General features: G+C 29.6%; 15 protein-coding genes. All 15 read left to right on the top strand.

Annotated features, from left to right (window positions below; genetic code table 11):
- The first annotated feature begins 4 nt into the window (after positions 1 to 4).
- The 15 genes from rfbC (at position 5) to NQQ59_RS08780 (ending at position 15,439) form a co-directional block, all read left to right on the top strand.
- Entirely contained in the window at positions 5 to 553 is a 549-nt protein-coding gene (gene rfbC, locus NQQ59_RS08710; RefSeq protein ID WP_144217692.1) for a dTDP-4-dehydrorhamnose 3,5-epimerase, read from the top strand.
- Positions 553 to 1,398, top strand: a complete 846-nt coding sequence (gene rfbD, locus NQQ59_RS08715; protein ID WP_144217694.1) for a dTDP-4-dehydrorhamnose reductase — start codon at positions 553 to 555, stop codon at positions 1,396 to 1,398. The genes rfbC and rfbD overlap by 1 nt, the downstream gene beginning before the upstream one ends.
- A 64-nt stretch (positions 1,399 to 1,462) precedes the next feature.
- Positions 1,463 to 2,347 (top strand): glucose-1-phosphate thymidylyltransferase RfbA, encoded by an 885-nt coding sequence (rfbA, locus tag NQQ59_RS08720; RefSeq protein WP_144217696.1) that lies wholly within the window; start codon positions 1,463 to 1,465, stop codon positions 2,345 to 2,347.
- 81 nt (positions 2,348 to 2,428) lie between these two features.
- Complete coding sequence (locus tag NQQ59_RS08725) at positions 2,429 to 4,396, top strand: polysaccharide biosynthesis protein (protein ID WP_144217698.1); 1,968 nt, start codon at positions 2,429 to 2,431, stop codon at positions 4,394 to 4,396.
- Positions 4,397 to 4,538: 142 nt separating this feature from the next.
- The gene (locus NQQ59_RS08730; protein WP_144217700.1) at positions 4,539 to 5,405 is read left to right on the top strand and encodes an ABC transporter permease; all 867 of its coding nucleotides are present in this window, start codon (positions 4,539 to 4,541) and stop codon (positions 5,403 to 5,405) included.
- Positions 5,406 to 6,692 carry an ABC transporter ATP-binding protein gene (locus NQQ59_RS08735; protein WP_144217702.1) on the top strand — a complete coding sequence of 429 codons (1,287 nt, stop codon included), beginning with the start codon at positions 5,406 to 5,408 and terminating at the stop codon, positions 6,690 to 6,692. It begins immediately after the preceding gene.
- A gap of 10 nt (positions 6,693 to 6,702) precedes the next feature.
- Positions 6,703 to 7,506, top strand: coding sequence for a class I SAM-dependent methyltransferase (locus NQQ59_RS08740; protein ID WP_144217704.1), 804 nt, complete (start codon positions 6,703 to 6,705; stop codon positions 7,504 to 7,506).
- 151 nt (positions 7,507 to 7,657) lie between these two features.
- The gene (locus tag NQQ59_RS08745; protein ID WP_144217706.1) at positions 7,658 to 8,641 is read left to right on the top strand and encodes a glycosyltransferase family 2 protein; all 984 of its coding nucleotides are present in this window, start codon (positions 7,658 to 7,660) and stop codon (positions 8,639 to 8,641) included.
- Complete coding sequence (locus NQQ59_RS08750; RefSeq protein ID WP_144217707.1) at positions 8,642 to 9,418, top strand: glycosyltransferase; 777 nt, start codon at positions 8,642 to 8,644, stop codon at positions 9,416 to 9,418.
- Position 9,419: 1 nt separating this feature from the next.
- Positions 9,420 to 10,430 (top strand): glycosyltransferase family 2 protein, encoded by a 1,011-nt coding sequence (locus tag NQQ59_RS08755; RefSeq protein WP_144217709.1) that lies wholly within the window; start codon positions 9,420 to 9,422, stop codon positions 10,428 to 10,430.
- Positions 10,423 to 11,511, top strand: coding sequence for a glycosyltransferase (locus NQQ59_RS08760; RefSeq protein ID WP_144217711.1), 1,089 nt, complete (start codon positions 10,423 to 10,425; stop codon positions 11,509 to 11,511). The genes NQQ59_RS08755 and NQQ59_RS08760 overlap by 8 nt, the downstream gene beginning before the upstream one ends.
- Entirely contained in the window at positions 11,512 to 12,435 is a 924-nt protein-coding gene (locus NQQ59_RS08765) for a glycosyltransferase family 2 protein (RefSeq protein WP_144217713.1), read from the top strand. It abuts the gene before it with no gap.
- A complete protein-coding gene (locus tag NQQ59_RS08770; RefSeq protein WP_144217715.1) occupies positions 12,432 to 13,301 on the top strand; it encodes a glycosyltransferase family 2 protein in 870 nt (289 codons plus the stop codon). The genes NQQ59_RS08765 and NQQ59_RS08770 overlap by 4 nt, the downstream gene beginning before the upstream one ends.
- 199 nt (positions 13,302 to 13,500) lie before the next feature.
- Entirely contained in the window at positions 13,501 to 14,430 is a 930-nt protein-coding gene (locus tag NQQ59_RS08775) for an NAD-dependent epimerase/dehydratase family protein (RefSeq protein ID WP_144217717.1), read from the top strand.
- Positions 14,414 to 15,439: a glycosyltransferase family protein gene (locus NQQ59_RS08780; RefSeq protein WP_144217720.1), complete on the top strand. Its 1,026-nt coding sequence runs from the start codon at positions 14,414 to 14,416 to the stop codon at positions 15,437 to 15,439. Before NQQ59_RS08775 ends, NQQ59_RS08780 begins: the two co-directional genes overlap by 17 nt.
- Positions 15,440 to 15,441: the final 2 nt, after the last annotated feature.

Raw genomic sequence — 15,441 nt, forward strand, 5'->3', positions numbered from 1 at the left:
AAAGATGAAAATTGAAAAGACATTTATAAAAGATTTAGTAGTTGTTGAACCAACAGTTTTTGGAGACGAAAGAGGTTACTTTTTTGAGTCTTACAGTAAGACAAAATTTGAAGATTTAGGAATTAATATTGATTTTGTTCAGGATAATCAATCTTTTTCAAAAAAAGGGACTTTAAGAGGTTTACATTATCAAAATCCTCCTTTTGCTCAAACAAAATTAGTACGTGTTTTGGAAGGGGAAATCATTGATGTTGCTGTAGATTTGAGAAAAGATTCTCCTACTTATGGAAAAGCATTCAGTGTTCTATTGTCTGCAGAAAATAAAAAACAATTATTGGTTCCGCAAGGATTTGCACATGGTTTTTCAGTTATTAGCGAAACAGCTTCGGTGATGTATAAATGTGATCAGTTCTACAATAAACCTTCTGAAGGTGGAATTAAATATAACGATCCCTCTTTAAATATTGATTGGGGTATGGACTTAAAAGATGCAATAGTTTCAGAAAAAGATCAAATTCTCCCTTTTATTGAAAATTGTAATAGTTTATTTTAATGAAAAAAATTCTTGTAACTGGTGCAACAGGACAATTAGGATCTGAACTTTTAGTTCTATCTACTTCATATCCTAATTATGAATGGGTTTTTGCCGATAGAACAAAAGCTACATTAGATAATTTAGAATTATTGAAATCACAATTAGATACAATTAAACCAAATATTATATTTAATTGTGGTGCTTATACTGCTGTTGATAAAGCTGAATCGGAAAAAGACTTAGCCTTTATGATAAATAATTTAGCAGTAGAGTTAATTGCAAAATACTCGAAAGAAAATAATGTAAAATTAATTCACGTATCAACAGATTATGTTTTTGACGGATTATCTTCAATAGCTTTAGATGAAGAATCAGGAACTAATCCAATAAATGTTTATGGAGAAAGTAAGCTTGCTGGTGAAATTGCATGTTTGAAAGAAAATCCTGAATCCATTATTATAAGAACCTCTTGGGTTTACAGTAAATTCGGAAATAACTTTGTAAAAACCATGCAGAGATTAATGCAGGAAAGAGACGAAATTAACGTTGTAAATGACCAAATAGGTTCACCTACCTATGCTGCTGATTTGGCAATGGCAATGATCGAGATAATTGAATCTGCAGAATGGATTCCAGGAATATACAATTATTCTAATGAGGGTGAAATTAGTTGGCATGAATTTGCGTTGATCATTAAAGAGCTAGGAAATTATAATTGTAAAGTTGGGGGCATTCCGTCTTCATCATATCCTACTCCTGCAAAGCGCCCAAATTTTTCATTGTTGGATAAAACAAAAATAAAATCCGTTTATAATTTAGATGTCCCAAATTTTAAAGATAGTTTGAAAAAGATATTTATATAAAAAACAATTTGACATTTTGTATTCTATTGTGAAGCAAAATTTTGAAATCTAAAATCAAATTTTTATGAAAGGAATAATATTAGCTGGAGGTTCTGGAACAAGATTACACCCATTAACACTAGCGGTAAGTAAACAATTAATGCCGGTTTATGATAAGCCAATGATTTATTATCCATTGTCAACATTAATGATGGCGGGAATTAATGAAATTTTAATTATTTCGACGCCTCATGATTTACCACATTTTAAGAAGCTTTTAGGAGATGGAAGTACAATTGGTTGTAAATTTAGTTATGCAGAACAACCAAATCCAAATGGTTTAGCTCAGGCTTTTGTAATAGGAGAAGAATTTATTGGTAATGATAAAGTTGCTTTAGTATTGGGAGATAATATTTTCTTTGGAACAAATATGCAGCAATTATTAAAAGATAATGCTGATCCAGAGGGAGGTGTAGTTTTTGCTTATCATGTTTCTGATCCAGAAAGATACGGAGTAGTGGAATTTGATGAGAATAAAAATGCAATTTCTATAGAAGAAAAACCTTTAGAACCGAAATCAAATTATGCAGTCCCAGGTCTTTATTTTTATGATAATTCTGTAGTTGAAATTGCAAAAAATATTAAACCGAGTGCAAGAGGTGAGTACGAAATTACGGATGTTAATAAAGTTTATCTTGAAAAGGGACAATTGAAAGTTGGAATCTTGAGTAGAGGTACGGCATGGCTTGATACAGGAACTTTTAATAGTTTGATGCAAGCTGGACAATTTGTTCAGGTTTTGGAAGAAAGACAAGGACTCAAAGTAGGTTGTATTGAAGAAATAGCCTGGAGACAAGGATTTATCAGTGATGCTCAGCTTGAAGAATTAGCTCAGCCATTACTTAAATCAGGATATGGAACATATTTATTAGAATTTTTAAAACAAAAGAAAAAAGGTGTTAAAATTTAATTAGATTCACTAACTGATTATTTAAAACCTTTAATTTGTATTTTTGTAGAAACTAGTTTACAGATTTAAACCAAACCTCAATTGAGTACAGACAAACCAAATAGTGTAACCTCCTTGTTATACAAGACTTTTTCGCCAAGAAATCTTAGGGCAAATATTAATAATTTAAGTTATTTGCCTAGATGGATTATTATTGCAATTGATGTAATGGTTTTGTTTTTTTCATTTTCCTTTACTTATTTGCTTTTTGAAGGTACAGCGATAGGATATATAATCACTTCCCATGATTTTTACTTTGTCGGAAGTTTGATTTTTGTTAATATTTTCTTCTTTTGGCTTTTTAGAACTTATTCGGGAATCATTAGGCATTCATCTTATATAGATGCAATTAAACTGCTTTTTTCTCAGATGTCAGTTTTAGTTTTCTTTCTGTTTATAAATTTAGTATTTGAATTATACACAGGAAACAAAGCGTTCTTAAATACTGCTCTTTTTATAAATTTGGTATTGTCTTTCTGTGGACTGTTTTTATACCGTGTTATTGTAAAGCAGACATTTGAAATGTATTTTTCTGAGAAAGCGACAACAAAACTCGTTAGAACAGTTATTTATGGAACAGATGCTAATGCAATTTCTGTAGCAAATGCATTAAAATTTGAAACACCTTCTCGATTCAAAATTGTTGGATTTGTAGATAAGAATAATCAGAATGCGTCTAAACGTATGCTGGATCTTCCTATCTTAATTTTAAGAAAAAAACTTCCTGCCTTAATGAGATCTGTTGCTGCAGAAGGGGTTATTATTGCTGATAAGAGTTTAACTAAAGATGAACAATTGATTATCGTTGATCAGTGTTTGGAATTTAATTACAGAGTATATACAGTTCCTTTAATTTCTGATTGGGAAAACCAAAAAGAGATTTCTCAAAAAGTTAAGAATATTCAGATTGAAGACTTATTGGAAAGAAAACCGATAGTTCTAGATAGTAAATCAATTTCTAAACAATTAAAGGATAAAACAATTTTAATTACTGGAGCTGCAGGGTCTATCGGAAGCGAGATTGTACGTCAAGTGTTGAATTTTAACCCTAAAAAAGTTATTGTTGTTGATCATGCTGAAACACCTCTGCATAATCTATGCTTAGAGACGCAAAGTATGAATTTGAATACTAAGATTGTAGCTGTGATTGCAGATGTACGCAGTAAAAAAGCATTAGATAAAGTATTCAAAAATTATAATCCACACGTTGTTTTTCATGCTGCAGCATACAAACATGTACCATTAATGGAAGAGAATCCAGCGCAAGCTATTCAAACCAATATTAAAGGGACAAAAAATTTAGCAGATTTATCTTGTAAATATAAGGTCAAGAAGTTTGTTATGGTTTCTACAGACAAAGCTGTAAATCCGAGTAACGTTATGGGAGCCAGTAAACGTATTGCCGAAAAATATGTACAATCTTTATTCTTGAAGAATCAAAGAGAAAATGTAGAAGGTGGCACTAAGTTTATCACTACTCGTTTCGGAAATGTTTTAGGATCAAACGGATCAGTTGTTCCATTGTTTACAAAACAAATTGCAGAAGGAGGACCTGTTACTATAACACATCAGGATATTATTCGTTATTTCATGACAATCCCTGAAGCATGTCAACTTGTATTAGAAGCTGGAGCAATGGGTAATGGTGGTGAAATTTATATTTTTGATATGGGTAAACCAGTTAAAATTATTGACTTGGCTAAAAAAATGATTAAACTGGCCGGTTTTATTCCAGATAAGGAAATAAAAATAAAAATTGTTGGTTTGAGACCAGGTGAAAAATTGTACGAAGAATTATTAAATGATACTTCAAAAACATTACCAACTTATCATAACAAAATTATGATTGCACAGGAAATTCAGGATGAATATGAAAATCTTCACAATGAAGTGGATGAACTTATCGGAATTGCTGATTTCTACGAAAATGATGATATTGTAGCTAAGATGAAAAAGATTGTTCCAGAATTTAAGAGTATGAATTCTACTTTCGAAGTCTTAGACAAATAAAAGAATAATAAATATATTCAGTATAATCAAAAGGTGTTTTTTTCAAAAAACACCTTTTGGCATTTTTGAACAATTTCTTGAATGTTAAAAATCTTGTTAAATTTTTAATTTAATTTAGGTCTCTTTTCTCACATTTATATAAATGGAAAATTTTAATAGTACAAACGATTGGTTGTTTGAAATAAAACCAAAAAATAAATTTTTCTCACTGAATTTTAAAGAAATTTGGCAATATAGAGATTTATTGCTGCTTTTTGTAAAAAGAGATATAATTACTGTTTATAAACAAACAGTTTTAGGACCATTATGGTACTTAATTCAACCTTTATTTACATCAATCACTTTTACTATTATATTTAATAACGTTGCAGGAATTAAGACAGGATCTATTCCACCATTCTTGTTCAATCTTGCTGGAATTATGGTATGGAATTACTTCACAGCTTGTTTTACTGGAACTTCAGATACTTTTAGAACCAATGCTGCGATATTTGGAAAAGTTTATTTTCCGAGAATCATAACTCCATTATCTATTGTTATTTCAAATTTGATCAAATTTGGTATTCAGTTTGGAATTTTTATTTTATTTTATTTTATCTTTTATTTTCAAGGAGTAGATTTAAACCTAAATGCATCCATATTATTCTTTCCAGTTCTAATTGCATTTATGGGAATTTTGGGATTGGGATTAGGAATGATAATTTCTTCAATGGTAACAAAATATAGAGATTTAAACAATTTAGTTGGGTTTGGAGTGCAACTTTTAATGTATATATCCGCTGTAATGTATCCGATGGAATTGATAAAAGAAAAACTTCCAAAATTTGGTTGGATAGTGGAATACAACCCATTGGCATATATAATTGAAACATCCCGTTATATGTTGTTAAATATTGGCAGCATATCAATTTTAGGCTTAATATATACAATTGGATTTACAACTATTGTTTTCTTTACTGGATTATTAGTTTTTAATAGAACAGAAAAAAGTTTTATAGATACTGTATAAATGAAAGATATTATATTAAAAGCTGAGAATATTTCAAAACAGTACCGATTAGGTGAAGTTGGAACAGGTACTTTAAAGCACGATTTAAATAGATGGTGGTATAAAATTCGAGGAAAGGAAAATCCATATTTAAAAATTGGAGAGAGTAATGATCGCTCAAAAAAAGGAGCTTCAGATTATGTTTGGGCATTACAAGATATTAGTTTTGAAATCGAAAAAGGTGAGGTTTTAGGAATTATTGGCAAAAATGGTGCAGGAAAATCGACACTATTAAAAATACTTTCAAAAGTAACTGCTCCAACTACAGGCAGCATAAAATCTCGTGGAAGAATAGCTTCTTTATTGGAAGTTGGCACAGGTTTTAATGGAGAAATGACAGGACGAGAAAATATCTTTTTAAATGGTGCTATTTTAGGAATGACCAAAAAAGAAATTGCTTCAAAATTAGACGAAATAATAGCGTTTTCTGGTTGCGAACGTTATATCGATACACCAGTAAAAAGATATAGTTCTGGAATGACAGTGCGTTTGGCTTTTGCTGTTGCGGCTTTTTTGGAGCCTGAAATTTTAGTTATCGATGAGGTATTAGCTGTAGGAGATGCCGAATTTCAGAAGAAAGCGATTGGAAAAATGCAGGATATTTCTAAAGGCGAAGGACGAACGGTACTTTTTGTAAGCCATAACATGGCAGCTGTTAAGAGTTTGTGTACAAGAGGACTTGTTTTAGAACAAGGAAAGATTGTTTTTGAAGGGAGTATTGATAATTGTATGCAAAAATATCTTGAAAGTGAGCACTCAACGGCGCATCGTATTTGGGATAAATTAAGTAGCAATTCTCCTAAAGGAGATTTTATAGAATTAATTGAGGTAAAAGTTCTTAATAATGAAGGAGAAATTAAAATAAACCATAATATATCTGAAGAGATAACTATTGAATTTACCTATGAAATTTTAAAAGAAGGTGAATTATTTACTCATGGATTTAATTTATTCAATGTAGAAAATATTCACATATTAAGTTCACATGACAAAGATTCACAGACATTAAATATACCACATTCGAAAGGAATACATAAAAAATCAGTTGTTATTCCTGGGAATCTTCTGTCAGAAGGAAGTTACTCATGTAGTTTTGCAATAATGCGATATAACCCTTTTTATGTAGAATTTCATGAATTAGAAGTAGTTGGCTTTAGTATTATTGACGAAATTGGTAGTAAGACTGTGAGAGGAAATTATTCAGGTGGCTTTCCAGGTATTGTTCGTCCGTTATTAAATTGGAAGTAAAGAAATTAAGATGAAAAAGTGGACTGGTGAAAGATTAGAAACTTTTATACTAACAAGAGATGCTATTGAGCATTTGCATAGATATGCTATTGTTAGTGATTACATAACAGACAAAGTAGTTTTAGATATAGCTTCAGGAGAAGGGTATGGTAGTAATCTAATGAGCAAAAATGCTTCATTTGTTTACGGAGTTGATATAGACACTGAAACGATTAATAAAGCAAAATCGAAGTATAATAAGGGAAATTTAGAGTTTAGAACTGGTAGTGTAGAAAAAATACCCCTTGATGATAATAGTGTTGACATTGTTGTGAGTTTTGAGACCTTAGAGCATCATGATAAACATGTGGAAATGATGTTAGAAGTAAAAAGAGTTTTAAGAGAGAATGGATTATTAATTATTTCAACTCCTGATAAATTTTATTATTCTGATGAAAGAAACTTTAAGAATATGTTTCATGTAAAAGAATTGTATAAAAAAGATTTCAAGGAGTTAATAGGGGGGTATTTTAATAAATTGCAATTGCTAACTCAAGTATATAGCGGTGGGGCATCTATTATTGATGAAACTAATCAAAATAAAATGAGAGTATTCTCTGGAAATTACTTGGCTATAAAAAATGAATTTGTTGACCCTCTTTATCTCATCGTAATTGCTTCTGACACAAATTTTATAGAACAGAGAAAATCCGTTTTTAGTGGAGAAAAAATACATGAAATGGTAGTAATAGATTATGTTAGGAGTAGCAATTCATATAAGTTAGGGCATATTTTATTAAGTCCATTTAAGGCTTTAAAAAGGAGATTAAAATAAATGCAGGTGCTATTAATCACATTTCACAAACTAGCTTTTTTGAAGTAAACCTTGAATCATTTGCAATTCAAACGGGTAAACATTCGATTCTTGTTTGAGATAGAATTGAAAAGATCTTTTTTTAAGATAATTTAAATTAAAAAGAAATTGCATGTTTAATACTGATGAGCAATCTGTTAACAATATAATTTATCAGATTCCTGGAATAAAAGTAAGTGTAATTATTCCTAATTATAATCATGAGCCATATCTTGAACAACGAATTGAGAGCGTTCTTAAGCAGAGTTTTCAGGATTTTGAGTTACTAATACTTGATGATTGTTCTACAGATAACAGCAAAGAAATTATTTCCAGTTATAAGGAAAATCAAAAAGTATCACACATTTTTTACAATCAAATAAATTCAGGAACCCCTTTTGGTTTATGGCAATATGGAATTGAAAAAGCCAAAGGGAAATACATTTGGATTGCAGAAAGCGATGACTGGGCCGATGAAGATTTTTTAAGCACTTTAGTAGCTGTTTTAGAAAAAACGGATGCTGTAGTGGCACATTCAAACAGCATGTTTTTTATCAATAATAAATTAAAACTAAATGACTGGTGGGATACTTTTTCTAATAGCCGATGGGAATCCAATTATCTCGAAAAAGGATCAATTCTTTTAGAAGAATATGGAAAATATAAATGTCCGGTAATAAATGTGAGTTCGGCTGTTTTTAGAAAAGATATTCTTAAAGAAGAATATTATCCAGTAAACTTCAGATATAGTGGTGACTGGTGGTTTTGGATAAATGTTTTTATGGCCGGAAATGTTGCATTTATAGCAAAAGCGCTTAATAAAGTTAGGGTTCATAAATTATCAGTGACACAAAATAGTAATGCGGTAAATATTAATAAGTTAAGAGAAGATATCAAAGTAGTAAACTTTGCAAGTCAAAAATTGAATGCAAAATTAACATACTCACAAAATTACGAATGGCTTTTAAGTTTTTGGCTTTTGATTTTTCAAAATAAAGGCGGATATTTTAATAAGATGAATCATTTCCTCGATTTGCCATTTTCTTTCAAAAAAATATTCTATCAACGTTATTTTTCTCTGCTATGGAAAAAAGCAATTAAAAAAACAATCTTCTAGATGATACCTAAAATAATTCATTATTGTTGGTTTGGAAAAAAAAGAAAACCAAAACTTATTAGAGATTGTATTAAAACATGGGAAAAACATTGTTCTGATTTTCAAATAATTGAGTGGAACGAAGAAAATACAGATTTAAGTCTGCCTTTTGTGCAGAAAGCATACAAAGAAAAAAAATGGGCTTTTGTCTCTGATTATATTAGGTTTAAAATCTTGCATGATCAAGGAGGGATTTATTTAGACACGGACATGTTGGTTGTAAAACCGCTAAATGATTTACTCCAACATGAAGTTTTCTTTGGAACAGAAGAGCAGGGAATTGTAAGTTGTGGAATAATTGGAAGTAGGAAACACAATTCTTTTATAAAAGAATGTTTCATGCAATATGAAAATATGAACTTGACCGATATAAATTGGATGAAAATTGTAATAACAAGAATTACAACTGATTTGTTACAATTTAATTATAATTTTCAGGAATCAAATGAGAAAAAAATGTATGAAGGTGTTACTATATATCCAACAGATTTTTTTTATCCATTACCTTTCAAAAGCGATGATGCAATAAATTATAAGAAGTATATAAAGCCAGAAACATACGCCATTCATTTATGGGTCGGTTCATGGATAGTATACAATGAATTTAATTTTTTAAGAAATGGAGAATATAGAAAAGGAATTTCAACTGCTGTTAAAAATTTTTCATATGATAAATTAAAATTAAAATATTTGAAAAAAATAATGTCATCAATTAAGCAATCATTCGTCAAAAAATAAAATGCCTAAGGTTTCTGTATTAATGCCCGTTTACAATTGTGAACTATATATTAAAGACGCAATTGAAAGTATCTTAAATCAAACTTTTGTAGATTTCGAATTAATTATTATTGATGATTGTTCAACCGATTTGACATTATCAATAATAAAATCATATTTTGATTCCAGAATTAAATTAATTGAAAAAGCACAAAATACGGGGTATACAAATAGCTTAAACTATGCAATTTCTATAGCAACAGGAGATTATATTGCACGAATGGATGGCGATGACATCGCATTTCCAGATAGATTTCAAAAACAATATGATTTTCTTAATCAAAATCAGGATGTTGTAATTTGCGGAACGGCCATGCAAATTATTGGAAATAAGCAAATAGTAAGGCATCCTTCTGATCATAATAACTTAAAAATAAGATTATGTTTCGGTTCTGTTTTTCATCATCCTACTGTAATGATAAAAACGCACATACTAAAGGAAAATATTTACAATAAAGATTATGAGCCGGCCGAAGATTATGAACTGTGGACACGTCTAGCTTTTATTGGTAAAATGGCCAATCTTGAAGAAGTTTTGTTACAGTATAGAATTCATTCTGGCCAAACTTCCGCAGTGCGAAAAAACCTTCAAGATCAGAATATCTTTAGATGCCAAATGCATATGTTGAATAAATTTTTTGTGGAAGACAAATTTACTGCTACACAAATAAAAACAGCTTTGAAAATAGAATCTGTTCAATCAAAAAAAGACATTTCTGATAGTTTAAAATTATATTATTACCTGAAAGAAGTAAATAAGAAAGTTTTGATATTTGAAGAAGATACTTTTAAAAATGTACTTAAAAATAAAGAATTATTTTTATTCCAAAATTATTTAAAAAATAATTCCAATACTTTAGAAGCTGCTGGTTTTATCATTAAAAATAAAGGATTTAGTTACTTTGTTAAAGTAGTATCGCCAATAAAGAAACTGAAAAAAGTAATAAAAAAAATCATTAGAAGAAATGAATAAATCAAAGCGTTTATTGTTTATTTGCGATGATGTAAATACACCAACTGGTGGAATAAAACAAATCTATAGACAAGTAGATGTGCTTAATGCAAACGGGTTCAACGCTTATATACTTCATAGACATTATGGTTTTAAGTGTACATGGTTTGCTAATGAAACGCAAGTAGCTTATTCTTACCCTCTATTTGATTTGATAGATAATTTACAGGAAAAATCAATTCAAAATGGAATATTGGGCCTTTTGTTAAGATTGAAATTGGTTTATAAGAAGAGCAAAGAGGCGTTGTTGAAAATAAAAAACAGATCAAAAAATATTCAGATTGATAAGGATGATATTTTTATTTTCCCCGAAGTATACGGGCCAAAAGTTGCTGAGGTTTTAATAGACAACAAAAAAATAATTTACAATCAAGGTGCTTACCAAACTTTTTTTCACCATGATTTGAATTTAGAAGATACAGTAACACCTTATTTGAATGAAAATTTAATAGCAGCGATTGTAAATTCAGAAGATGCTAAAGAGTATTTAAATTATGCTTTTCCAAAATTGGATGTGAAAAGAGTTCGATACGGAATTGATGCTAAGAATTTTTATCCAAATGAAAATAAAAAAAGAAAAATTGCATTCATGCCTCGGAGGTTGCGAGTCGATCTGGTTCAGGTAATTAATATGTTGAATTTTAGGGGAGTATTGAAAAATTGGGAGCTAGTTGAAATTCATAACATGAATGAAAAACAAGTTGCTGAAAGTTTGAGAGATTGCGCAATATTTTTAAGTTTTAGTATTAATGAAGGCTTTGGAATGCCTCCTGCAGAAGCAATGGCCTGTGGATGTATCGTAGTAGGCTATGCTGGTAAAGGAGGGAAAGAATTTTTTAAAGAAGATTTTTGTTATCCAATTGAAGATAGAGATGTTGTTTCTTTCGCTAAAACGTTGGAAAAGGTAATTCTTGACTATGAAAAAGAGGACAACAATTTTATTGAGAAAGGAAAAAAGGCATCAGAGTTTATTTTGTCAGAGTATAGTATGGAAATGGAGGAACAAACTATTCTTGAAACTTGGAAAGCACTACTAAAATAAATGGCAAAAGTTTCAATTATTATTCCGAGTTATAATCATTTAGAATTTTTGAAAGAAAGATTTGATTCAATTTTAAATCAAACACACAAAGATTGGGAGGCCATTATAATCGACGATAAATCAACTGATGAAAGTGTTGATTTTATAAATAATTTTATACAAGACCATCCTGATTTTAAAGTTAAACACTTTATTATTAATGAAAAAAATTTAGGAAGTGGTTATTTCTCTTGGCAAAAAGGAATTGAATTAGCAACAACAAAATATATTTGGATTGCAGAAACAGATGATTTTTGTGAACCGGATTTTCTAGAACAGTTAGTTGCGATTTTAGATTTTAATCAACAAACAGTTTTGGCTTTTTGCAGCAGTAATTATGTTGAAAATGATAAAGTTATTTATAATTCTGCAAATAGAACTCAGGATTTAGAAGTCGAAGAAAATAAATATAAAATAATTGACAGTAGTGTCTTTTTGGAACGAATGCCGTTTAACACTTATATAACTAATGGCAGTTCTGTCGTTTTTAGAAAACCTGAGATTGTAATTCCGACAGAGATATTTAATAACAGATTATCTTCAGATATTTTTCTTTGGTCGTATTTGCTTCAAAATAGCTCTTTTGCATTTCTAAATAAAAAGCTTAATTTTTTTCGAAGACATGAAGGATCGACATCTTCATTTTTACAAAAAAATAAATTAGAAAGTGTTTACCACGAAAAAGCAAAATATTTGAATTATTTTAGAAAAGAGAACAATTACGATTATTTTATAAATCATTATATCAAATATTATATTTGGAGTAATAAAAAAGATTTTTTGAATTCTTCTAGCATTCAAAAGATTCAATCGCATAAAAATCTTAAAGTCTTGTATTTCTATAAATTGATTCGATTTGTTGCTTTTAAACTTTTAAAAAAATGACGACTCCTGTAGTAACAGTTATCATAACAACATATAATCGGAAAGAATATCTGGAAACGGCTATTCGATCTGTACTAAATCAATCATATACAAATATTGAAGTATTAGTAATTGATGATGGCTCGGATTATAAATATGCTGAGGAGATTTGTACTAAATTTTCTAATTGCAATTATCATTTTAAAGCGAATGAAGGTATATCTTCGGCAAGAAATTATGGAATTCACTTGGCGAAAGGAGATTTCATAGCTTTATTAGACGATGATGATTTTTGGGAAAGTTCAAAAATCGAAAAGCAAGTAAAAATTTTACTCGAAAAACCGTCTATTGATTGTGTTCATAGTTCAGTCGCTGTTGTGGATGAAAATGGAAAACTTACAGGGAAATATTACGGTTCAGCCCAAAGTAAAGTAAACAAACGTTCAGGATATGTTTTCTGGAATGCTTTAGGTGTTTGGATAGTAAAGTCACCAACTCCTTTGTTTAGAAGAAAAATCTTTAAACCAGATTTAATATTTGATGAAAGTCTTGAAGTAGGAGAAGATACTGATTTTTATCAGCGTATGTTTTATAGGCATAAAGTTTATTATATTAATGAACCTTTAGCTTTTTATAGGGAATATAATAATCCTGATCGACTTTCACTTCAACACGAAAAGTATATTGGAATTGAAAAAAAGATCTATGATAACTTTAAGAAAATGAAAATAAAAAATCCATTTATTTTTTACTTGATAAAGATTAGATTATTGCAAAGTCACATCAGAAGATGGAATATGATGTATAAAAATGATTCAATAAGAATAAAAAAAATTGAAATTTGGATTAGAATTAATTATTATTGGGATTTATACTTTAAGGACTAATTTATTTATGATAAAATTTAATATAACAAATTATTTAAAGAGAAGATCGGAAATAATAGTATAATAAAAAATTTGGAAGAAAGTTTTTTGTAGAATCAATTTATTTGAAGATTTAACAAGTTTTATACGTAAAACTTAATCGGAAGAATTTTAATTTTTTACTTAAAAGTTTTTAATCGTTTACAGCAATAACATAGAAATGAAAAACATACTTATTACCGGAGGTGCCGGAAATGTAGGAAGTGCAATAGCCGGTAGGTTAGCAGAAGACATAAACTGTCAAATTGTAATAGTAGATAACTTGTCGACTGGTAATAGCAATAAAATACCGAAAAGAGATAATGTTGTTTTTATTAAAGCAGATGTGAATAATTATAATGATATTGTTCCAATTTTTGGAAGATATAATTTTGATTTTGTTTTTCATTATGCAGCTGTTGTGGGAGTTAAAAGAACACTTGAAAATCCTATTTTAGTTTTAAATGATATTGAGGGAATAAAAAATATACTATCTCTTTCAAAAAATTCTGGAGTAAAAAGAGTTTTCTATTCAAGTTCTTCTGAGGTTTATGGAGAACCATTTGAAATTCCTCAAAATGAAAAAACAACGCCATTAAACTCTCGTTTGCCTTATGCAATTGTGAAAAATATTGGGGAGGCTTTTTTCAGGTCCTACCATCAGGAATATGGATTAGAATATACGATTTTCCGTTTTTTTAATACCTATGGGCCAAATCAAAGTGAGGATTTTGTTGTGCCAAGATTTATTAAAGCAGCAATTAAAAACGAACCAATTTACTTGTATGGTGACGGATTGCAAACAAGGTCATTTTGTTATGTGGAAGACAATATTGATACGTGTATAAAAGCATTATACGAAGACAAATGTGTGAATGATGTCTTAAACGTTGGGAGCGATATAGAAATGACAATTTTAGATTTGGCAAGAAACATTATTTCGACAGCCAACTCTAAATCCGAAATTATTCATCTTCCTGCTCTTAAAGAAGGAGATATGATGCGAAGATGTCCAGATACAACAAAAATGAAAACTATTTTAGGAAGAGATTTAATTTCTTTAGAAGAAGGAATTTTAAAGTTGATACACCATTATGAGAATAGGAGTTAATCCTGAAAAAGGTAATAAGGACATTCACATTGAGAATTATCACAGAATTATAATTCCTGTTTATATTCCGCATTTTGAAGGGTATTTTGAAGATTCTTTTGAAATTTTTAAATTATGTATACAGTCATTGTTAAAAACGGTTCATAAAAAAACAAGAATTACAATTTATAATAATAATTGTCATCCTTTGGTTAAAGAATTTATCGATGAGCAATTTGAAATAAATATTCTTATCGATCAAGTTTTTCATTCTAAAGAAAATTTAGGCAAAATCAATGCTATTCTTGCTGCATCCAAAGGTAATTTGGAACCACTTATTACCATTACAGATGCTGATGTTTTGTTTGAAAAAGGATGGCAAAGTGCAGTTGAAGAAGTATTTGTTAATTTTCCTGAGGCCGGAATGGTAAGTCCTGTCCCAAGCAGTAAAGCATTATCAAACTGTACTTCGAGCACTTGGTTTTATGGTTTCTTTAAAGGCAAACTGAAATTTGAAGACGTTCTTAATCCTCAGGCAATGCATAAGTTTGATTTGAGTTTAGGAAATAAGGAATTATTATATAAACCAATTCATTTAGAAAAATATCTAGTTCTAAAAAATAGAAAAAAATCTGGAGCAGCTGTAGTAGGCTGTGGACATTTTGTGGCGACACTCAAGAGAGCTGTTTTTGATTTAGGTACAAGCGAACCAGCTTTCATAAAAATAGTAGGTGGTGTCGAGGTTAAGTTTATAGACCAACCAAATGATGGTCTTGGATATTTAAGACTTGCTACTAAAGAAAATTATGCTTTTCATATGGGCAACAAGATCGAAAATTGGATGTTTGATATTGTCTCTAATTTAAAACAAGAAACCTCAGAGGGCGTTGATGTTAAAAAGATAAAAGATAAAAAAATTGGTTCTCTATCCAGAAAAGTAGGACGCCTATGTTTAATCTTCATTAACAAAAAAACTACACGCAGATTTATCCTGAAAAGATTAGGCTTGTCAAATCCTTTAAATTATTAGAA

Origin of the sequence: Flavobacterium panacis, from assembly GCF_024649945.1 — a bacterium.
Taxonomy (GTDB): Bacteria; Bacteroidota; Bacteroidia; order Flavobacteriales; family Flavobacteriaceae; genus Flavobacterium; species Flavobacterium panacis.